Here is a 21,613-nt window from a genome sequence, read left to right as displayed (position 1 = left end):
TCTTCTTTTATACATACAGGGACGTTGCTTTTTTTGAAAAAACTTATTAATAAAGTATTCTCCATATAATTATTTTGCATTTATTCATTTTAGACAACCTCTTATAATATTGCTATAAAATATAAAAAGGAGGAACAAAGAATATGAAGTTTAAAAAAATAACGGCTATTTTTATTGGTTTGTCGTTAATTGCAACTCTTTTTGCAGGCTGTGGAAGCAAAAAAACTGAGGAAGCCGCTTCTCAACCAGAAGTGCAAAGTGAAGAGACTCAGGCTAGTACATCAACTGTATCTGAAAAGAAAAAAATTAAATTTGTTTGTTGGGATATTGCAACAAATGCAAAAGAGTTTAATGATCTGGCAGAAGAATTTAATAAGCAAAGTGACACAGTTGAGGTTGAATTGGTTGATATTGCTTCAAAGGACTATATAGACAAGACAGCTGTTATGCTTACAGCAGGTGAGGATTTGGATGGTATAGCAATCAAGGAAATTCCACAGTACAGTAGTTTACTTATGAAGAAACAGATTGCTCCACTTGACGAATATATCAGTAAAGATAACTTTAATATGAATCCTTATGGAGCAAATGCCGATGTTTTGAAAGCAGAAGGAAAGACTATGGCTCTTCCGTATAGATCCGATTTTTGGATATTGTATTACAATAAAGATATTTTTGACAAAGCTAAATTAGCTTATCCTACTGATGACATGACCTGGGAGCAGTTCAGAGAAATTTCAAAAAAGTTAACCAGCGGCAAAGGTAACGATAAGATATGGGGTACATATTTTCACACGTTTGACAATACTATAGCTGATATCAGCACTGCTACAAGAAAGGGTGATCTTATCAGTGGTAATTTCGGTTATCTAAAGCCTGCCTTTGAGTTAGCACTTGAAATGGAGCAGGACGATAAATCGGCTATGACTTTTGCAGCTGCCAAAACTTCAAATGCACATTACAAAGCAATGTTTGAGTCGGGTAAGGTTGCCATGCATGTTATGGGAACCTGGCATATAGGACAATTGATAGCAGATAAAAAAGCAGGTACAACAAATATTAACTGGGGAATAGCCAAAGCTCCTCATTTTGCTGAAAATAAGCCTGGAACAACAGTTGGCAATCTGACACCTGTTGCTTTGTTATCAAGTTCGAAAAAAGGCGATTCCGTTTGGGAATTCCTCAAATTTATGGCAGGTGAAAAAGGTGCGGTAATGTTAGGACAGAGAGGATTAATGCCCGGTTATATAAATCAGGCTGTATTGGATGCAGTTGCCAGTATTGATGGATTTCCTAAAGACAACAAGTCAGCACTTGAAACTGTGGATGTTGTCCAACAGCTTCTGCCTCATAAAAATGCTGCTCAAATGAAGAAAATATTAGCTGAAGAGAGCGAACTGATACTTACAAAAGCAAAGAGTATAGATGAGGGTTTGAAAGAATTGGATGAAAGAACAAAGGATCTAGCGGCAGATAACAAGTAGGTCAAATTAATATAAAAATTCAGGTGCTGTTAAGCACCTGAATTTTTATACGGCAGGAGAGGTGATTTCAATGAATATTGCAAATAAAGATCTTAATAAAGCAATTAATAAAAAGATAGATACAAGAAACAGGATTATTGCATATGCTTTTCTCCTTCCAAATTTTCTTGGTTTTCTAGTATTTACTCTGATACCTGTTCTTTTTTCCTTCGTGCTTTGCACAATGGAATGGGATACTTCCAATCCCATAAAATTTGCTGGATTGGGGAACTTTATCACAATGTTTAAAGATGAAGGTTTTTATATTTCACTACTTAACACAATTTATTATACCTTGACAGTGGTACCAGGAACGTTAATACTGTCACTAATCCTGGCACTTGCTCTGAGTAAGGGATCAAAGATAACAAACTTTTTCAGATCACTGTTTTTCTTTCCATATATCTCATCACTTGTAGCAGTCGCTGTTGCATGGAATATGTTGTTTCAGCCCGATATGGGACCAATTAATGAAATATTAAGGTCATTGGGAATAAGTAATCCTCCAGGTTGGACAGCATCAACAGTCTGGGCAATGCCCGCAATTATTTTTGTTGGTATATGGAAGACGATGGGATACTATATGATCATTTACATAGCAGGATTAAATGATATACCTGTACAGTTATACGAGGCTGCTACTGTGGATGGCGCCAATTCGTGGCAGAAATTCTGGAAAGTAACAGTCCCGATGTTGACCCCGACAACATTTTTTGTCACTATAATGCTTCTGATAAATTCATTCAAGGTTTTTGATCAAATAGCTGTTATGACTAACGGGGGACCGGGCAGGGCTACGAACGTACTTGTATATTATATATACAATCAGGCCTTTGTTAATTTTAAAATGGGATATGCGTCAGCTGTTGCATTGGTCTTATTTGCACTTGTTTTAACTATAACCATAGTTCAGTTCAAAAATGAGGAAAAATGGGTCAATTACATGTAACGATTGGCTGACAAAATAAATATTATTTTGAAAGGTGTGGGCCAAAAATTATGCCGATAAACACAGAACTTAGGCGTTCCAAACCAAATTTAACAACAATACTTGGTTACATTGGGCTTTCAATTGCGGCGGTACTTGTAATGTTCCCATTTGCATGGATGCTTTCAGCTTCATTTAAGCCTGATAATGATGTATATGAATTCCCTATAAGGTGGATACCTAAAATTTTTAGATGGCAAAATTATGTTGATATATGGAAGCAGATAAAATTTGGTGTTTTTTATTTTAATACTGTCAAGCTGACAGTTATAATTACCTTTCTGCAGCTCTTAACAAGCAGTTTAGCTGCATATGCTTTTGCAAAAATTAAATTTAAAGGTAGAAACACTCTGTTTATAGCCTATATAGGAACTATTGCCGTTCCGTTTCAGGTTTATATGATACCTCAGTTTATTATTATCCGAAAACTCGGCTTAAGTGATTCTCACTTATCATTAATTTTGATTCAGGCATTTACAGCTTATGGAGTATTCCTTTTAAGACAGTTTTTTATGAGCATACCTGAGGAACTATCAGAATCAGCAAGAATTGACGGATTGGGGGAACTTGGTATATATGCAAAGATCATTCTCCCCCTGGCGAAACCGGCGTTGACTTCTCTTGGAATATTTACTGCCGTATTTGTATGGAATGACTTTTTAGGACCGTTGATATATCTGACATCCCAGAAAAATCTGACTATACAATTAGGAATCAGATTGTTTTTAAGTGACTATAACCAAAGTTTTGCACTGATTATGGCTGCGGCAGTGTGCTCAATGATTCCGGTAGTATTAATATTCTTGATAGCTCAAAGATTTCTTATAGAAGGAATAGCAACAACCGGTATTAAGGGATAAAGCTTTATAGGCAGTCAAAAACTTATATATTTGGAGATAAAAAAATGAAGCAGATAATAGATGAAGGTATAAAAAGTCCTCAAAAATTCTTAAGTGCTCCGGTATTGACAAAGGAGTATTGCCAAAATGCCATTAAGCTTGTATTAAAAAAGATTGACCGGAATATGGAAATGTTCAAGGACAAATATCCTGCGCCTGCAAGCGTAAATAATATTTATCCCGCAATAGATAATATTGATTGGACATCATCTTTTTGGACAGGAATGCTTTGGCTTGCATATGAGGTCTCAGGAGATGAAAAGTATAGAAAAGCTGCTGAAAATCAACTGATTAGTTATCAAAAGCGTATAGATGAAAGAATATACACCGATACCCACGACCTTGGATTTTTATATACTCTCTCCTGTATTGCAGCGTTTAAGCTGACTGGTAATACGGAAGCGATGAGCTCGGCACTAAAAGCTGCAGACCTTCTTATGGTACGTTATTTTGATAAAGCAGGAATAATACAAGCCTGGGGAGATCTCAACGATCCTGGAAACAGAGGACGGATGATAATAGATTGCTGTATGAACTTGCCGCTGTTATACTGGGCTGCAGAAATTACCGGAGACAAGAAATATTATGATGCAGCATACAACCATGTAAAACAGGCCGCCAGGAACATTATCAGAGACGATGCATCAAGCTTTCACACTTTCTATATGGATGTTGAGAACGGACAGCCTAAATATGGAAAGACTGCGCAAGGGTTTTCGGACAATTCCTGCTGGGCTAGAGGGCAAGCCTGGGGCATATATGGATTTACTTTGAGTTATATTTATACTGGGGATTGGGAATTGATTGAGCTTAATAAAAAAGTAATCAATTACTTCATAAACAGGCTCCCGGAGGATTTTATTTGTTATTGGGACTTGTTCTTTACAGAGGGAAGTGAGGAGAGGGATAGCTCTGCTGCGGCTATTGCCGCCTGTGGTCTGCTTGAGATGTGTAGAAATCTGCCACTGACTGAAGAAAATAAAAGAGTATATGAAAATGCCTCACTTAATATTATTAATTCGCTGAGTAAGGGATATACATCCGTTAATTGCCCTGAATCAAACGGAGTTCTCCTGCACGCTGTGTACTCAAAACCAGATGGTAAAGGAATAGACGAGTGCAACATATGGGGAGATTACTTCTATTTTGAGGCTCTCGTCAGACTGATTAAAAACTGGAAATTATACTGGTAAGTAAGGAGTGGTAAAAATGTTTGTATATAACGCGGTTACTGACAACCCCCTTAGGAGTAAAAAGGATTTTCAGGAGGCTGTAAAACAGCTGTGCTGTCCGCTAAAAAAGTTCTACAGCAAGGGTGGAACCAGACTTCACATTGGAAATACCGGAAGTTTTTGCACTGGGAGGACTGCCGGAATGGAGGCATTTTCAAGGCCCTTATGGGGCTTGGTGCCTCTACTTGCGGGAGGCGGGGAGTCAGAGCTTATTGATATATATGTAAGGGGTATAAAAAACGGAACCAACCCGAATAGTCAGGAATATTGGGGGAAGATAGGCGATAAGGATCAGCTGATGGTTGAAATGGCAGTACTGGGCCTTGCGTTATGTATGATTCCGGAAAGAGTATGGGAGCCATTGAATGAAAGTGAAAAGCATAATTTTTCAAAGTGGTTGGCCCAAATTAATCATTATATTGTAGTTGATAGCAATTGGCTTTTCTTCAGAGTACTTGTCAACCTGGGCTTAAAAAAAGTAAAAGCAGAGTACGATTTCGAAATGCTGGAAAGAGATCTGGACCGGCTGGACGATTTTTATATCTCTGACGGTTGGTATCAGGATGGTATTTCCAGCCAGAGAGATTACTACATACCTTTTGCCATGCAATTTTACGGACTTATTTATTCAAAGCTTGGGGATGATGACAACCGGGCCGAAAGATATAAGGAAAGGGCAAAACTTTTTGCCGGGGATTTCATATATTGGTTCTCGGAGGATGGCTCATCAATACCATTTGGGAGAAGCCTGACATACAGATTTGCTCAGTCATGCTTCTGGAGTGCATTGGTTTTTGCAGGTGTTGATGAATTACCATTGGGAGTGATGAAAGGGATAATATGTAGGAACTTAAGATGGTGGTTTCAACAGCCGATTTTTTCAACAGATGGAATACTGTCCATCGGATATGCCTACCCGAATCTTAATATGGCAGAAGGCTACAATGCTCCAGGGTCACCGTACTGGGCATTAAAAACCTTTATATTACTTGCCTTAAAGGATGATCATCCGTTCTGGAAAACTGAAGAAGAGGAATTACCGTTACTGGAAGGGAGTTCTGTACAGAAGCATCCGTATATGCTTATATGCAGGCATGACAAGCATGTAATAGTTTATACTGCCGGCCAACATGCGGAATTTGAGCCTGTTCACGGTGCGGCAAAATATGAGAAATTTGCATATTCCAATGTATTCGGTTTTAGTGTTCCAAGAGGAGAGTTTGGACTTGAACAGGGAGCCTATGACTCTATGCTGGCATTGAGTGAAGGAGATAACTATTACAGGGTCAGAAGAAAATGTGAAGAGGTAAAGGTAGAAAAAGACTATATATTTTCACGATGGAAGCCCTGGAAAGATGTAGAGATACAGACATGGATTATTCCCTATGAAGGCAATCATGTCAGAATACATAAAATTAAGACCCGTAGAGAATTGGATACTGCTGAAGGAGGTTTTGCAATATCACGAGAAAAGGATATTAATTTTTCTGCTGGCGAGAATATGAAATGCGGTACTAATATTGCAATGGTTAATTGCCGTTGGGGTACAAGTGGTATAATAAATCTTACTGGCAATAGAGAAGGAAAAATTATCAGAGCGGAAGCCAATACAAACCTATTAGAACCCCGTACGTGGATTCCAACATTGATAGAGCATCTCGAAACAGGTGAACATATTTTGGCTTGTTTGGTGATTGGAAGCATCAAAGGAGAAGTTGATGAACAAATTTTTATGAACCTCCCATCAGTCCAATTAACAAATAATTTAATCAAAGTATTCAATGGGAAAAATGTAAAAGAAATCTTGATTTAAATCTCTTTGTATCCTGCAAAATCCTATATTAAATAGTACACTTGCTCATATGTGCATTTTGACTTCTTAAGGACAAAAGGAAGGATTTATTCCTTCTTTTTTTGTTACATTTTAATTAAAAAAGACCGCAAATATTAAAAAGTCAATATTTTATATAAACTTATATATTTTTATAATATTCCTATGTACCAAAACCATGCCTGTTGGACTTGAACAGGAAATAAAGCTGGGGAGGAATTATTATAATGAAAAGCAATGTCATATATGGAAACGATATGACAATATGGGGCGAATTTCAGGAAGATTGCGCAGGGTTTAACATGAAATCACTTAACCTGCCGGCTCCATGGGATTATATTTATCAAAACAGGGGTATCCTTTTGAAGGTGGATCAATATGGTCCGGTTTATACTCAGGCATATCCGCCCGGGGATGTAATGCTCTTTAAAAGGGAAAGCGATTAGAAATTTTCAAATTGGGTTGTGTGGATAAATTCACCGCATATTTCAAACCCTATTTCACTCCATTTTATGCCTCTACTAATTCCGTTTCTGGTCTTAGAAATACAAATGAAAGAATCAAGCTGTACTTCGGTGATTGATAGTGTATCTGGAAAAATAATATATACTTCAAATATCATTATTCACACGTAAGTTTCAATGGTTTATTACAACAAATATGTAATAAACCATTAATTAATCCTGTATCTAATTGACAAAGTTATTGAACGAATTTACAATATAATAATATAATATGTATTCTTTGATTCATAAATTGCCCAATTAGATAGAAGGAGATTTGATTGTATGACGGATTATATTGCAAAGCAGGTATTTTTAAGCACGGAGGATGCAGAAAGGTTATTTAGCGTATCAAAGGCCTTGGCATCGGAAATCCGCATAGAAATATTGAAACTCTTAAATACAGATAGTCTGAATGTGAACGAAATAGCCGAAAAACTGGGGATACCCACTTCCACCGCTGCGGTGAACGTAAAATTCCTGGAGGATGCAGGGCTTATACTCACTGAATTGCAGCCCGGTGTCAGAGGCTCTATGAAGCTGTGCAGCCGCAAAATAGATTTGATCAACATTGAGCTTTCACCGCAAAACAATGCGGCGGTGGTCAATTCATTCTACATAAATATGCCCATCGGCAGCTATATTGACTGCAAAGTCAGCCCTACATGCGGAATAATGAGCGAAAAGGCATGCATTGATGTGGAGGATAATCCCAGAAGCTTTTATAACCCTGAGAGAATAAACGCCCAGCTGATTTGGTTCTATAAAGGCTATGTGGAATACCGGTTTCCCAACAGCATTCTGCAGCACGGCAGGGCCAACCTGCTGGAATTGTCCCTGGAACTGTGCTCCGAAGCCCCGAACTACCGTAATAACTGGCCTTCGGACATTACCTTGTGGATAAATGATATTGAAATAGGAACATGGACATGTCCGGGTGATTTCGGCGGAAGACGAGGAAGGCTCAATCCGCAGTGGTGGCCCGATGCCAGTACGCAATACGGTATGCTCAAAACCTGGAGGATAAATTCTGAAGGTTCAAGTATAGATGAACTGCCGTTATCCGGCATCAGACTGGAGGACCTGTCCCTGAACTCACGTGATTATATCAGTGTCAGGATAGGAGTCAGGGAGGATGCTGCCAACGTGGGAGGCATCAACATATTTGGTGATAAGTTCGGAGACCATGCACAAAACATAGTTATGAGAATTGATTATTCCAATAATTTTGAATAAATCCATTAATATGTTGACAATATTTATGGGCAATGCTACAATAAAAATGTAATAAAACAATAATATTGTATGAATTACATTTTTTTTAATAAAACCAACAAAAAACATGTAATAAAACAAAATCTTTACTTTTATATAATTTAAAGCTTAGGTTGTTTACCGTAATAAGTACTGTATCATCATGGCCAAATCTAAAGGATCCCGAAGAAAAAGAATACCGATGAATATCTGAATATCGAGACTGAAATATATGAGAAAGTTTAATATTAACCTATTTTGGGTACGAAACACAGTTGGCTTAAAAGGCGCCGGGCCGGCATGGATCAGTATTCTTTAATAGATTGGCAAAAGACATCAGTAATTATAATTCAAGGGGGAAAATAAGATGAAGATCAAAAAAAGCATCAAGTTATTGTCAGGTTTACTGGCCGTAATCCTGGTTGCGGGCACATTGGCCGGCTGTGGCGGCAAGAATGCAGCCGAACAAAGTACCGCAGGGGTATCCTCCGGCACGGCGGCTCAAAGCACCGGTGCCGAAGCGAATGCCGCACAAAGCGGTGGTGAGGAAAAAACGCTGGTAGCGGTTATGTGGGGTGAACAGGCCAGGTGGGATGCGCAGAAAAAGGTTAATGATGCCTTTACACAAAAGTATCCCAATTTAAAAATCGACCTGCAGACTCTTCCCAATGACACTTATTGGACAAAGCTGCAGACTATGATTGCAGGCGGTACACCTCCGGATATTGCATTCATGCAGGAGATGCTGACACCTACATATCAGGCGAAAGGTATCATGGCGGATCTTACCGATTATATGGGCAAAGACACTTCGTTTAAAAAGGATTGTATGCCGGAGGGCATGTATGGACCGTTTACCGTTGACGGAAAATTGTATGCCATGCCTACAATGACCTTTGTAAATGTGCTTTTCTACAACAAGGACATCTTCGATAAAGCCGGTATTTCGTATCCGGATGAAAATTATACATGGGATACCTTGAGGGAAACTGCGAAGCAGCTGACCAAGGATACAAACGGAGACGGAAAAATTGATCAATACGGCTTTTCCTTCGGCGCATGGCCCAACTTTATTTTCCCGTACATCTGGGCAAATGGAGGAGAGTTTATAAAGGATGACAGAAAAACCTCCGTTTTAAATTCTGCTGAAAATGTACAAACCTTCCAGTACCTGCATGATCTTATATGGAAGGACAAGGTTACACCTTCTGCAGCGGCTAACAAGAGCAATGCCTTTGATTTTGCAAATGGAAATATTGCTATGTTTGATTTGGGCAGCTGGAATGTTGCAGTTTATGATGATAAAAAGATCAACTATGGTATAACGCTGACTCCCAAGGCGCCTAACGGCGGCCGCGTGGTTAATACCTTTCCCAATGGTTGGTTTATTGTAAACCAGTCGGAGAATAAAGAGGATGCCTGGAAATACCTGGCGTTTAATGTAAGCGAGGAAGGGCAGAAGGTAGCTGCCGAAGGAAAAGTTGGTATGCCTGCAAATACTCAGATTGCCAAGTCGGATGCTTATTTGAAGTCCTCCACGACTCCGGGCGTGGATCTGGGTGTTACTCTGAAATCCGCAGAGATATCAAGAGGAGCTTATACAACTTCAAATTGGAGCGAAATAGAATCAAAGATCTGGCCGGAATTTGACCTGATATGGACAAAGGAAAATGCCGATGTAAAGGCAGTGCTTGACAGCGTGCAGACAAAGCTTCAGGCAAAGGTCAACGAAGCAAAATAATTTAAGTCAGCCATTATAACTCAAAAAACAATTGCTGCAGCAGCTGATGTCTGCAGCAATTGTTTTGGAAGAGCTTGATAATATAAAAAAAAGTGAGGTAATGCAACTTGAAAAAAACAAATAATTCCCGTGAAAGAAGGAATTTGCTCACGGGACTTGCATTTATCGCGCCAAACTTCATCGGCTTCCTCATATTTTCCTTAATACCTGTAGGAGCTTCATTGGTTCTGAGTTTTTCCAACTGGGATCTTATAAGTCCTCCTGAATTTATCGGCATAGGCAATTACAAAGAATTGTTTACTGCAGATCCTTTATTCTGGAAGGTTTTATGGAATACCGTCAGGTATTGTCTCATAGCCATACCCGGAATGATGATTTTGGCGTTGCTCCTTGCACTTCTGGTAAACCAGCGGCTGAGAGGAAGAATGATTTACAGGTTTATATATTTTCTGCCGGTAGTGACCTCCTCGATTGCGGTTTCAATTGTCTGGACATGGATGTTCAATACCGATTTTGGACTTATAAACCAGTTCCTGTCAATATTCAATGTTCCGTCCATAAACTGGCTGGCCGACGAAAGGACTGCAATGGTTGCCATTGCTACTGTAGGAATATGGAGCAGTGCGGGATACAATATGGTTCTGTTCCTTGCGGGGCTGCAGGCAATACCCAGACAGCTGTATGAAGCCTGTGAGATAGACGGAGGCGGCACCATACGCAAATTTACTTCAGTGACTATACCCATGCTCACACCCACAACTTTTTTTGTTTTGGTTATGTCCATTATCAATTCCTTCCAGGTCTTCGACTATGTGTACATGATGACCGGAGGAGCGCCCAACAACACGACGAAATCCATTGTCAGTTACATATATGATAACGGGTTCCAGTTCTTTAAGATGGGAAATGCTTCGGCCCTTTCCTGGATCCTGTTTTTGATCGTTTTTTCACTCACATATGTCCAGTTTAAAATGCAGGACAAATGGGTCGAGTATTAACTGAGTGCATAGGAGGGGTACAGACGTGTTGGATAACAATATAGCACTTCGAATGACCAGAAAAGCATTGATATACATTTTTATGACCATATTTGCCATATTCCTGGGCTTCCCATTTCTTTGGATGGTCATAACTTCTTTAAAAACCTCGGGGCAGATATTCATTTACCCGCCGGTGTTCATACCGGACCCCGTGCAGCTTTCCAATTACACCGATGCCTGGGTTAAGGCGAGTTTCAGCAAATACTTCTTTAACAGCGTATTTGTAACTGTGCTTACGGTTGCGGGCCAGATTACCACCAGCTCACTGGCTGCTTATTCATTTTCAAGACTTCATTATAAGGGCAGGGACAAAATCTTTCTCACTTACCTGGCAACCATGATGATACCTTTTCCGGTAGTTATGGTACCTAATTTCGTTATCATGAGGGTATTCCACTGGCTGAACTCTTACCAGGCTCTCATAGTGCCTTCTATTTTCACGGCATATGGGACTTTCATGCTGAGGCAGTTTTTTATGAGCATTCCGTCTGAACTGGATGAAGCTGCCACTATTGACGGCAGCAGCAAATTCGGGATATTCTGCAGGATAATTATGCCATTATCAAAGCCTGGAATCATAACACTTTGTGTCTTTTCATTCATTGGTTCCTGGAACAGCTTCCTGTGGCCTTTGCTAGTCACAAATAAACAGGATATGTTTACCTTGCCCCTTGGCCTGGCCATATTCAGAGGCTTCGAATACAACATCCAATATAATTTGTTGTTGGCAGGCACTGTAATTTGTATATTGCCCATTCTTGTCATATACCTGCTGGCACAGAAATTTTTCGTTGAAGGTATTGCGCTTTCGGGAATAAAAGGATAATAACAAATATGAAAAAATTTTTGGCTGCTGGTAACCGGCAATTAAGGGCTGAAATTATTTCATATTTCTGCGGTTGTAAAAACTCAAAGAATGGAATTGGAAGCTAAAACAGAGCAGTACTTAATGATCAGACTAATAATTTGGGAGATGAAAGCTTTGAATAATATGACTAACCAACCTAGAAGCGAATATCCGAGACCGGATTTTGAGAGGGCGGAATGGCTGAACCTCAATGGAGTTTGGAATTTTGAATTTGATGATGAAAATGCCGGTGAAGAACAAAGATGGTATAGAGGGAAGGAGTTTTCCAAAGAAATAGTGGTGCCCTTCTGTTACCAGAGTGAGCTAAGCGGTATTGCCGGCAGGGAAATGCATGAATACCTGTGGTATGAAAGAGAGTTCGAAATTCCTGAAAGCTTTGCCGGAAAAAAGGTTTTACTTTATTTCGGAGCTGTGGATTACGCCGCAAAGGTCTGGATAAATGGAGAATATGCAGGAAAACATCAAGGCGGATATGTGCCTTTCAAGTTTGATATTACCGGCAGTATAAGGCCTGGGAAAAACCGGCTGACTGTAAAGGCCGAGGACAGATATGAATGCACGCAGCCCAGGGGAAAGCAATACTGGAAGGAAAACCCCGACCGGTGCTGGTATACTGCGACTTCAGGCATTTGGCAGACTGTTTGGCTGGAAGCAGTAGGCGGATTGTATGTTGATAAACTGAGAATAACACCCGACATTGACAGGAAAACCGTATTGACTGAAATTTTTCTGAACAGGGAGCCGGAGAATGCCGAGCTTACTGTCGTTGTGGATTATAAGGGGCAGGAAAAGAAAAAAATAACAGCCGGCATTGATAGAAGGATATTCAAATTGACCATTGATATGGCTGAGGAGGATTACATAGATGAAATACACTACTGGAAGCCTGAAACGCCCAATTTGTATGATGTCAGGTTTACTGTCAAAGAGGACGGGATTCGGTCGGACGAATTTAAAAGCTATTTTGGCATGAGAAAGATATCGGTAAAGGGTGACTTTATACTTCTGAATAACAGTCCCTATTACCAGAAGCTGATACTGGATCAGGGCTACTGGCCTGAGAGCCTGCTGACCCCGCCAAGTGACCGGGCTATTATCCATGACATAGAAATGACCAAAAAAATGGGTTTTAACGGAGCCAGAAAACATCAGAAAATAGAGGACCCGCGATATTATTACTGGGCTGACAAATTAGGCTTGCTGGTTTGGGGTGAAATGCCGGCTGCATATGATTTTAGCATAGAGGAAACTCAGAATATTACAACTGAGATGATTGAATTTGTAAACCGTGACTATAATCACCCCTGTATTGTAGCGTGGGTGCCGCTGAATGAATCCTGGGGCGTTAGGAATATTTATACTGATAGAACACAGCAGGATTTTGCGAAATCTCTATATTACATCCTCCGCTCAATGGACAAAACGCGTTTGATCAGCACCAATGACGGATGGGAGCAGGTGGAATCCGATATTTGCGGAATCCACGATTATGAAGCCTGGAGCGGGGAATTTAATGAAAAGTACCACGATAAGGAGCAAATGCTGACAGGTTCGGTAAACAATTGGAGGCTTCTGTACGCCGAAGGGACGGAGTACGGGGGACAGCCCATACTGGTGTCTGAATATGGAGGAATAGCTTTTGAAAGCGAGGATTCCGGCAATTGGGGATATAATGGGACGGTTGTTGATGAGAATAGTTTTTTTGAAAGATTTGGAGATATTACGGGGGCCATCAAAAACACTCCGTATATCAGGGGCTATTGCTATACCCAGCTGACTGATGTTATGCAGGAGATAAACGGCCTTTTGACGGCCGACAGAAAACCGAAGGTGGATATTGAAGCCATAAGAAAGGTTAATGAGGTTAAATGAAAAATACATTTAAAAATCCTATTTTTGAAAATGGTGCTGATCCATGGCTGTATAAGCATTGTAACGGCTTTTATTATTTTATGGTGACAAGAGGGGATAGGATTGAAATGTGGGCTTCCCGGTCCATTACCGGTATAGGGCAGGCTGCGAAGAAAACAATCTGGACTCCTGGGTCAACGGGACCCTGTTCAAAGAATCTTTGGGCGCCGGAGCTTCATTTTATAAATGACAAATGGTATGTATATTTCACTGCCAACGATGGCGGCGGAGATGAAACGAGAAGGATATTTGTTCTGGAAAATGAATCCGAAGATCCCATGCTGGGAACGTGGACCGAAAAAGGGCAGGTTAATACACAATACCCCGGATTGGACGGTACGGTACTGCAGCATAATCGTGAGCTGTATTTCCTGTATGCGGGCTATGGGAATTTTCCCGAGTATGGCTCTGCGATTTACATCGCAAAAATGAGTGACCCATGGACACTTTCCGGTGAGGATGTCTTATTGACAAAACCGGAATTTGATTGGGAAATGCGGGGCGGAATGGCTATAAACGAGGGGCCTGCCATTCTGAAAAGAAATGGCAGGATATTTGTTATCTACTCCGCCAGCACGACCTGGACTGAGGATTATTGCCTGGGAATGGTGTCTGCTCCCGATGAAAGTGATTTGCTTGATATAGATTCCTGGACAAAATCAGCTTTTCCGGTATTTGCTAAATCGGTAGAAAACCGGGTGGTTGCCGTAGGTCATAACAGCTTTGTAAAATCTCCCGATGATAAGGAGGATTGGATAATCTTCCATGGGATCTCAGAGCAAAGAGGCCACAAGCTGAATACGGCATTCAGAAGTACCTGGGCGCAGCCGTTTTATTGGAACAGTGAGGGGCTGCCGGAATTCGGAGAACCCATGTCCCGGTGGTCGGAGCTGGGAAAGCCGTCGGGAGAGTTCTGAAATGATTGAACCCGGAACCCTGTGACGTATCAAATGATATATCACAAATGCACTTGACATGTCATTTGATATATTGCAAATACATATGACATATCAAATGATATATCGCAAACACATTTGGCATATCATTTGATGTATAACAGAATATTTGAAATAAAACTCAGGAATTTCTGGCTTGAGTTTTATTTTTATGTTCGGATAAGCATACAACGGCGATATCTCATTTCTTCCTGACGGGGCCGGAGGACTTGCGAACAACAAGTTCCGGATCCAAAATGATTTTGTGGTATGCCTGGAGGTTCTCGCTCTTTTCGGGTTTCAGCAAATCGGCCATGATTTCTCCTGCCCTGTAACCCATTGAGCTCTCGGATTGTTTTATATGGGTGAAAAAGCTTGAGTTAAAGGGGGTGTATAGGGGATCGTCAAAGCATATCAGAGATATGTCCTCCGGAATGCGGATTCCCAGGTGTTCGCAAATTCTTGAAATATAAACCGCTGTTTTTCCGTCGGTTACTATGAAGGCGGTAGCTTTTCCGTTTTTAAGCGCATCTATAAGGCGCAGGTTGTTTACAGATGTTACTATATTGTTTTTAAGTGCGCTGTCGGAGCTGCTTTCGAATTTGGATACATCGATGTCCTTTATGATCAGCTCGGAATTTTCCTTTATACCTCTTTCAGCTAATTCGCTTAGGTAACCGTTAATGCGGTCTCCGGTGGAAGATGTGGGAAGCATTGTGCTTGTGCAGATTGCAATATTTCTGTGACCAAGTTCATACAGGTGGGATACGGCCAGTTTCCCGCCCAGCACATTGTTTGAAACTACATAACTGGTATCTATTCCGGGCAGATAGCGGTCCACCAGTACAAAGGGGAAGTGATTCACCTTCAAGGCAAGGATTTCCTCGTTGTAGGTTTCCTGATCCACGGGAAAGATGATCATGCCGTCGACGCCGAATTTAATAAAATTCCTTATTGCCTGCTCTTCCTTGGCCCTGTTGAAGGTTATCTGTATGAGCAGGGAATACCCCCTTTCGTCCAGGGATTTTTTAATGCCGTTAAGTATATTTGTGGAGAAATAGTCCTCAAGGGTGGGAATGGTAAAACCTATCAAACCTGATCCTTCCCGGCGGTTTTCGGCTGTGTCTGTTTTAACATCAACCGGTTCCTTTGCCCTTGATTCATTTGCTTCGGAAGCCTCTATGGGGTTGCCAGGGTTCCTGCTGACGTAAGTGCCCCTGCCTGGTATTCTGTAAACTATTCCTTCATCGGCCATTTCGGTAAGGGCTTTGGTTACGGTAATCCTGCTTACATTGAAGGTTTTCATAAGTTCAACCTCGGGAGGGAGCCTGTCGTTCTCGTTAAAAGTTCCTTCTGAGATCTGCTTTTTTATATAATCTTTGATCATTGCATACAACGGTGTTCTTGATTCAATCTTCATATTTAAGGATCCTTCCAGTTTAATAATTAATGTATATATTACATGATATAACAAATATAACAAACATGTCAATGCCTTGATTTATGTTAAGGAATCAAGATACTTTTAAGTTCCATGTGGTTAAAAAAGAAATGTACTTGTGTAGAACCTGACAAATTAATGCATTATTGAAAATATAAGAAATAAATTGATTATAATAAATATATAATATATAATAAACATGACAAATATTGATATATAATATGTAATAAGATCAGGTATAAAGGGGGTTGATATTTTCGGTGAATTCCAAAGGAAATATATTCAACATTCAACATTTTTCTATTTATGACGGCCCGGGAGTCAGAACTACGGTATTTTTTAAGGGCTGCAACCTCAGATGCAAATGGTGCCACAATCCGGAATCAATCTCACCCAAAAATCAGATCGAGTTTTATTCCGACCGGTGCATCGGGTGCGGGGCCTGTTTCAAGGCGTGTCCAAATGGTGTGCACGTACTTGACGATAAGCAGATGCATATGATAAACAGGGCCAAATGCATTGGATGCCTGGCTTGTGCCGATGTATGCTTTGCCAATGCCATAACTGCCGTAGGCAAATACGTGGATGCTGATTATGTGTTTGCTTCCATCATGGAGGATTATTTGTATTACAGTAATTCGAAAGGCGGAGTCACCTTTTCAGGCGGGGAGTGCATGCTCCAGATTGAATTTTTGTATGAAATACTGAAACGCTGCAGGGAAAAAGGTATACATACGGCGGTAGATACGGCCGGAAACGTCCCCTGGAGCAGCTTTGAGAGAATTCTGCCTTTGACCGACCTGTTCCTGTATGACATAAAAGCGGCTGATCCGGCGTTACACAAGCTGCTGACAGGCGCCGAGAACGTCCGTATCCTGAATAATCTGGAAAGGCTTTCGGCTTCAGGAAAGCAGATACTCGTAAGGATTCCCTTTGTTCCGGAGTGCAATGACGGACAAATTCCCGGGATTGCCGGGATACTTAAGTCTTTAAACATAAGCAGAGTTGAAGTCATGCCCTATCATAAGCTGGGCGACAACAAATATACTGCACTTGGTATGGATAATGAACTGAAAGCTGTTGAAGTCCCAACTGAAGCTATGATGGACAGAGCAGTTGAAATACTGGTAAGTGAAGGTTTGAATGCGGTTAAAACATAAAATGGAGATGGGGGGAGCAGCAATGTTGCAGACTGACAGAGTTATATTGTCACAATTATATTCACAAAGGGTTAATGGACTCCGTGAAGACAAACTGAAAATCAATGAATTCAAGAGAAAGGAAATCGGACACCAGGATTTTGACGACTGGGGTTTTGTCCACTATCCCGATTTCAAATTCGAAGCAAGGCCCAATCATCCCTCGGGACTTGTATATGGCTATGTGGCCATTGGAGAGCACTTAAGAAGATTTTTCAATGAAATACCTAAATACATAAATAAAAACAGCGCACTTGCAGGGGCCTGGATAGGGCCTTTGCAGAATTTCGTGAGGATGGGCATAATACCTGAGGACCAGCCCTCCGACCTGAAGGAGGTATGGGCAAAATACAATACCTTTCCGGGTTTTGGAGGCATGAACCACTGTGCCGGGGATATAGAAATAGGCCTAAAGCTGGGCTGGGGCGGGCTGCTGGATAAAATAAGGCATTTCAGGGAGTTCAACTCACCGGCAGATACCTCCTTCTATGACGGAGAGGAACTGGTGGTGCTGGGTATGCAGGAATGGACCGGCGCATTGGCCCTGGAGGCCGAAAGGATGGCACAGGAGGAAAGCGACCCGGATACAAGGAAAAATCTTCTGGAAATAGCTGAAATCAACCAATGGCTGGTAAACAACCCTCCGAGGACACTGCGGGAAGCCTGCCAGTTCATTGCACACTTCCAGACCCTTGACCGCACTTATTTTGCAGGAGGGGCAATGGATCAGCTGGATGAGGTTTTGAGGCCCTACTATGAAAAGGATATGGAAGCGGGGATACTCACCGATGAACAGGCAGTATGGTATGTGGCCAGCCTGTTCTTCAACGATACCCACTATTCACAGATTGCCGGACTGACACCCGACGGCAGCAGAGATATGACCAGCCGCATGTCGTTCATCATACTGGACGCCATGCATTATCTGCGCATTCCGGCAAATATAGCCCTCAGGGTCCATGACGACGTCAATCCCCAGTTGCTGAGGCGTTCTCTGGAATATATGCTGGAGGATGGCACAGGCGTCAGCTATTCCTGTAATATCGGCTGCGAGCAGGGTTATGCAAAGAACGGATACCCGCTTCAACTGGCCCGTATGAGGGCAAAGGTCGGCTGCAACTGGACCGCCATACCCGGAAGAGAATATCCCCTTCAGGATGTCACCCGCTGCAATCTGGGATTTGCCTTCCACTATGCCATGGAGGATATAAGGTGCGGGGAGCCCTCGCTGGAAGCATTGTTCGAGAGGTTCTGCCATCACACAAAAATTATAGTGGACAGCATCAAGTCGGGCTATGACAGGCACTACGAGGTGATTGGAAGAAATACGCCCGAGCTTGTATACAATCTGTTCATGCACGGCCCTGTTGAGAGGGGGCTTAACTGTTCCGAAGGTGGTGTGGACATTCTTAACTTCAATATCGACGGCGTGGGAATGGCTACCGTCGCCGATTCCTTTGCAGCTATTGAGCAGCGTGTTGTGAAGGAAGGCAGGATTACATGGCAGGAATTGTTTGATGTTCTTGACAAAAACTATGAAGGGGCTGAAAATATCCGCCTTATGCTGAAGAATATCAGCCGGCTGGGCTGCCCGGGCTCGGAGGCGCAGAAATGGGCCGACAGAATCAGGAACCACTATGTCTGGTGCTGTAAGCATGAGGGCACGCCGAAATACAATCTCCCAATAATTCCAGGCATGTTTTCACACGGGAATATAGGAGAACTTGGGGCAAAGCTTCCTGCGACACCAAACGGCAGAAAGGCCGGAGAAGCCATATCCCATTCCAACGAACCCGATCCGGGTTTTGCGGCAGGAATCGACTCCTTTTCGCCTTCATTAAAGGCCAATGCTGTAGCGGCACTGCAGCCGGGCTACGGCAATTCTTCACCCCTGCACCTGGACATTGATACCGATATGCTGGGAAAAGCCGGAGGAATAGATGCACTGATTTCACTGATCCATACCCATAATCAGATGGGAGGAACCCTTATCAACCTGAATTGTCTTACCGGAAAGAAGCTGCTGGAGGCCCATGAGGATCCCTCCAGGCATCCTGACCTGGTAGTGCGTGTAACGGGTTATTCGGCATTTTTTGCATCTTTGTCAAAGGAATACAGGCAGCAGGTAGTGGACAGATTTCTTTCCAGCAGGAAATGATAAATAAAAGTGATCATAACAAATATGGAGGTAATTATAGCAATGAAACTGCGAGCACCGGCAACACCACTTATTACTATCGACCCCTACTTCAGTGTCTGGTCTTTCAAGGATGAGCTGAATGGGGGAGAAACCGTGCACTGGACGGGAAAATCCAACGCCGTCACCGGTGTTTTACAGCTTGACGGCCGTGAATATCTGTTTATGGGAGACCGTAAAAATATGGGGAAGATGGCCCAGACAGGCTGCAAAATCAACGCCATGTCGACAATTTACACCTTTGAAGTTGAGTCGGTTGAACTGAAGCTGGTGTTTACATCACCTCTGCTGCTGGATGACCTGAAAGTACTGTCCAGGCCCGTTTCCTACCTGAAAGCCCAGGTCCGCAGCCTGGACGGCCGGCCCCGCAATATAAAGATAAACCTGTATGTCTCCGACGATCTGTGCGTCAACAACCGAGATGAGCAGGAGACCGGCGGAGAGCTGCTTGCAATGGAGAATGAGGTGGTTTGCGCCAGGATGGGCAGCACCAGCCAGCAGGTACTTAACCGGGCTGGGGATGATGTCCGCATTGACTGGGGTTATTTTTATCTGGCGGCAAAGTATGGCTGTCCTGAGATAAGCATCCGGAAGCAGGGAGAAGCTACAGAACTTGAAGCAAGCGCAGTGCTGGATACGGCGGGACAGAACCATGCTCTTTTTGCCTTTGCTTATGATGACATATACAGTATCCAATATTTCGGCCAAAACCTTAAGGGCTTCTGGACAAGAGAATCGGAGGATATTAAGGAAATCATCGGCCGGGCGTTTGACCAATACGATGATATTATGAGCCGGTGCAGCCTGTTTTCGGAGGAATTGTATAAAAGAGCTGCTGCAAGCGGCGGCTCAAAATATGCAGAGCTTCTGCTGCTGGCCTACAGGCAGGTAATTGCCGCCCACAAGCTCTGTGCTGACAAAGACGGAGAACTGCTGTTTATTTCCAAGGAATGCTTCAGCAATGGTTGTGCCGCCACAGTTGATGTGACATATCCCTCCATACCCATGTTCCTGCTGTACAATCCCGAACTGGTGAAGGGCATGCTGAGACCTGTTTTCAAATATGCCGCTTCAGATGTATGGTGCCATGACTTTGCACCCCATGATGCGGGTACATATCCTCTGCTTAACGGGCAGGTGTATGGCGGCGGAACAAACCTTGAGGATCAGATGCCCATTGAGGAATGCGGCAATATGCTGATTACGGCAGCTGCACTTTCACTGGCCGGGGGCAGTTTTGACTTTGCTGCAAAATATCTTCCGCTGCTGAAGCAGTGGGCCGAATATCTTATCAGCAACGGTGCAGATCCCGAAAACCAGCTGTGCACCGATGATTTTGCCGGCCACCTGGCCCACAACTGCAATCTGGCGGCAAAGGCTGTGATGGGCATTGCAAGCTTCGGTATTATAATGGAAAACCTGTCGGGCAGCGAGGAAAGCTGGGTATATTACAATGCCGCCAGGGATATGGCAAAAAGCTGGACGGAAAGAGCATTAAATGAGGACGGCACTTTCAGGCTTACATTTGATAAACCCGGCACTTTCAGCATGAAATATAATCTGATCTGGGACCGTATTTTCAAGACAGGTCTTTTTCCGGAGGAGGTGCTGGATGCCGAGCTGAAAAGCTATTTCATACATATAAATACCTACGGTATGCCTCTTGACAACCGAGCAGCGTATACAAAATCCGACTGGCTTGTCTGGAGTGCGGCACTTATGCCCGGCAAAGCCGATTTTGAAAAAATGATAGAACCGCTGTGGAAGGCTTACAATGAATCAGAATCAAGAGTGCCCATGAGCGACTGGTATGATACTCTTACAGCAAAGCAAGTTGGTTTTCAGCACCGCAGCGTACAGGGCGGGCTGTTCATAAAACTTCTTGTCGACGGTGGTTTCCGGGTGAAGCTGTAGAGTCAATCCGGAGTCAAAGATGTGAAACTGAAGGGGGGCAGTAGTATTGCTGAAGCTCTATACTCAGAAACCTGCCAAAATGCAGGCGGTTGTAATTATATATAAAACATGCTAAATTATAATATGTACTTATTTAA

16 protein-coding genes are annotated in these 21,613 nt (G+C 42.3%); 15 read left to right on the top strand and 1 reads right to left on the bottom strand.

Features of this window, described 5'->3' with window-relative positions:
• Positions 1–143: 143 nt before the first annotated feature.
• From CTER_RS07210 to CTER_RS07155, 12 genes are all read left to right on the top strand, one after another.
• Complete coding sequence (locus CTER_RS07210; protein WP_004624649.1) at positions 144–1,484, top strand: ABC transporter substrate-binding protein; 1,341 nt, start codon at positions 144–146, stop codon at positions 1,482–1,484.
• A gap of 70 nt (positions 1,485–1,554) precedes the next feature.
• Positions 1,555–2,472 (top strand): carbohydrate ABC transporter permease, encoded by a 918-nt coding sequence (locus CTER_RS07205; protein ID WP_004624554.1) that lies wholly within the window; start codon positions 1,555–1,557, stop codon positions 2,470–2,472.
• Positions 2,473–2,522: 50 nt separating this feature from the next.
• On the top strand, positions 2,523–3,371 hold the full coding sequence (locus tag CTER_RS07200) for a carbohydrate ABC transporter permease (protein ID WP_004624579.1): 849 nt from the start codon (positions 2,523–2,525) through the stop codon (positions 3,369–3,371).
• Between the two features lie 44 nt (positions 3,372–3,415).
• A complete protein-coding gene (locus CTER_RS07195; RefSeq protein ID WP_004624633.1) occupies positions 3,416–4,603 on the top strand; it encodes a glycoside hydrolase family 88 protein in 1,188 nt (395 codons plus the stop codon).
• 16 nt (positions 4,604–4,619) lie between these two features.
• Positions 4,620–6,455: a DUF2264 domain-containing protein gene (locus CTER_RS07190; RefSeq protein ID WP_004624684.1), complete on the top strand. Its 1,836-nt coding sequence runs from the start codon at positions 4,620–4,622 to the stop codon at positions 6,453–6,455.
• Between the two features lie 245 nt (positions 6,456–6,700).
• The gene (locus CTER_RS07185) at positions 6,701–6,919 is read left to right on the top strand and encodes a hypothetical protein (RefSeq protein WP_004624683.1); all 219 of its coding nucleotides are present in this window, start codon (positions 6,701–6,703) and stop codon (positions 6,917–6,919) included.
• Positions 6,920–7,261: 342 nt separating this feature from the next.
• Positions 7,262–8,212 carry an ArsR/SmtB family transcription factor gene (locus CTER_RS07180; RefSeq protein ID WP_004624609.1) on the top strand — a complete coding sequence of 317 codons (951 nt, stop codon included), beginning with the start codon at positions 7,262–7,264 and terminating at the stop codon, positions 8,210–8,212.
• 385 nt (positions 8,213–8,597) lie between these two features.
• Positions 8,598–9,971: an ABC transporter substrate-binding protein gene (locus tag CTER_RS07175; RefSeq protein ID WP_004624705.1), complete on the top strand. Its 1,374-nt coding sequence runs from the start codon at positions 8,598–8,600 to the stop codon at positions 9,969–9,971.
• Positions 9,972–10,078: 107 nt separating this feature from the next.
• Positions 10,079–10,969, top strand: a complete 891-nt coding sequence (locus CTER_RS07170) for a carbohydrate ABC transporter permease (RefSeq protein WP_004624719.1) — start codon at positions 10,079–10,081, stop codon at positions 10,967–10,969.
• A gap of 25 nt (positions 10,970–10,994) precedes the next feature.
• Positions 10,995–11,837 carry a carbohydrate ABC transporter permease gene (locus CTER_RS07165; RefSeq protein ID WP_004624621.1) on the top strand — a complete coding sequence of 281 codons (843 nt, stop codon included), beginning with the start codon at positions 10,995–10,997 and terminating at the stop codon, positions 11,835–11,837.
• A 147-nt stretch (positions 11,838–11,984) separates the two neighbouring features.
• Positions 11,985–13,751 (top strand): glycoside hydrolase family 2 protein, encoded by a 1,767-nt coding sequence (locus CTER_RS07160; RefSeq protein WP_423219199.1) that lies wholly within the window; start codon positions 11,985–11,987, stop codon positions 13,749–13,751.
• On the top strand, positions 13,748–14,707 hold the full coding sequence (locus tag CTER_RS07155; protein ID WP_004624635.1) for a glycoside hydrolase family 43 protein: 960 nt from the start codon (positions 13,748–13,750) through the stop codon (positions 14,705–14,707). The genes CTER_RS07160 and CTER_RS07155 overlap by 4 nt, the downstream gene beginning before the upstream one ends.
• Positions 14,708–14,927: 220 nt before the next feature.
• On the opposite strand, the gene CTER_RS07150 is transcribed toward CTER_RS07155, so the two are convergent.
• Positions 14,928–16,145 carry a GntR family transcriptional regulator gene (locus CTER_RS07150; protein WP_004624544.1) on the bottom strand — a complete coding sequence of 406 codons (1,218 nt, stop codon included), beginning with the start codon at positions 16,143–16,145 and terminating at the stop codon, positions 14,928–14,930.
• A 281-nt stretch (positions 16,146–16,426) separates the two neighbouring features.
• Between CTER_RS07150 and CTER_RS07145 the strand changes: the two genes are divergently transcribed.
• Genes CTER_RS07145 through CTER_RS07135 form a run of 3 tightly spaced genes read left to right on the top strand, consistent with a single transcriptional unit; the run spans position 16,427 to position 21,476 of the window.
• Positions 16,427–17,326: a glycyl-radical enzyme activating protein gene (locus CTER_RS07145; RefSeq protein ID WP_004624638.1), complete on the top strand. Its 900-nt coding sequence runs from the start codon at positions 16,427–16,429 to the stop codon at positions 17,324–17,326.
• A 22-nt stretch (positions 17,327–17,348) separates the two neighbouring features.
• On the top strand, positions 17,349–19,523 hold the full coding sequence (locus tag CTER_RS07140) for a pyruvate formate lyase family protein (protein ID WP_004624587.1): 2,175 nt from the start codon (positions 17,349–17,351) through the stop codon (positions 19,521–19,523).
• Positions 19,524–19,565: 42 nt separating this feature from the next.
• Positions 19,566–21,476 (top strand): glutaminase domain-containing protein, encoded by a 1,911-nt coding sequence (locus CTER_RS07135; protein ID WP_004624607.1) that lies wholly within the window; start codon positions 19,566–19,568, stop codon positions 21,474–21,476.
• The last annotated feature ends 137 nt before the right edge of the window (positions 21,477–21,613 follow it).

Source organism: Ruminiclostridium cellobioparum subsp. termitidis CT1112 (assembly GCF_000350485.1).
GTDB classification, from domain to species: domain Bacteria; phylum Bacillota; class Clostridia; order Acetivibrionales; family DSM-1351; genus Ruminiclostridium; species Ruminiclostridium termitidis.
This window is presented reverse-complemented; position numbering and strand designations above follow the sequence as displayed.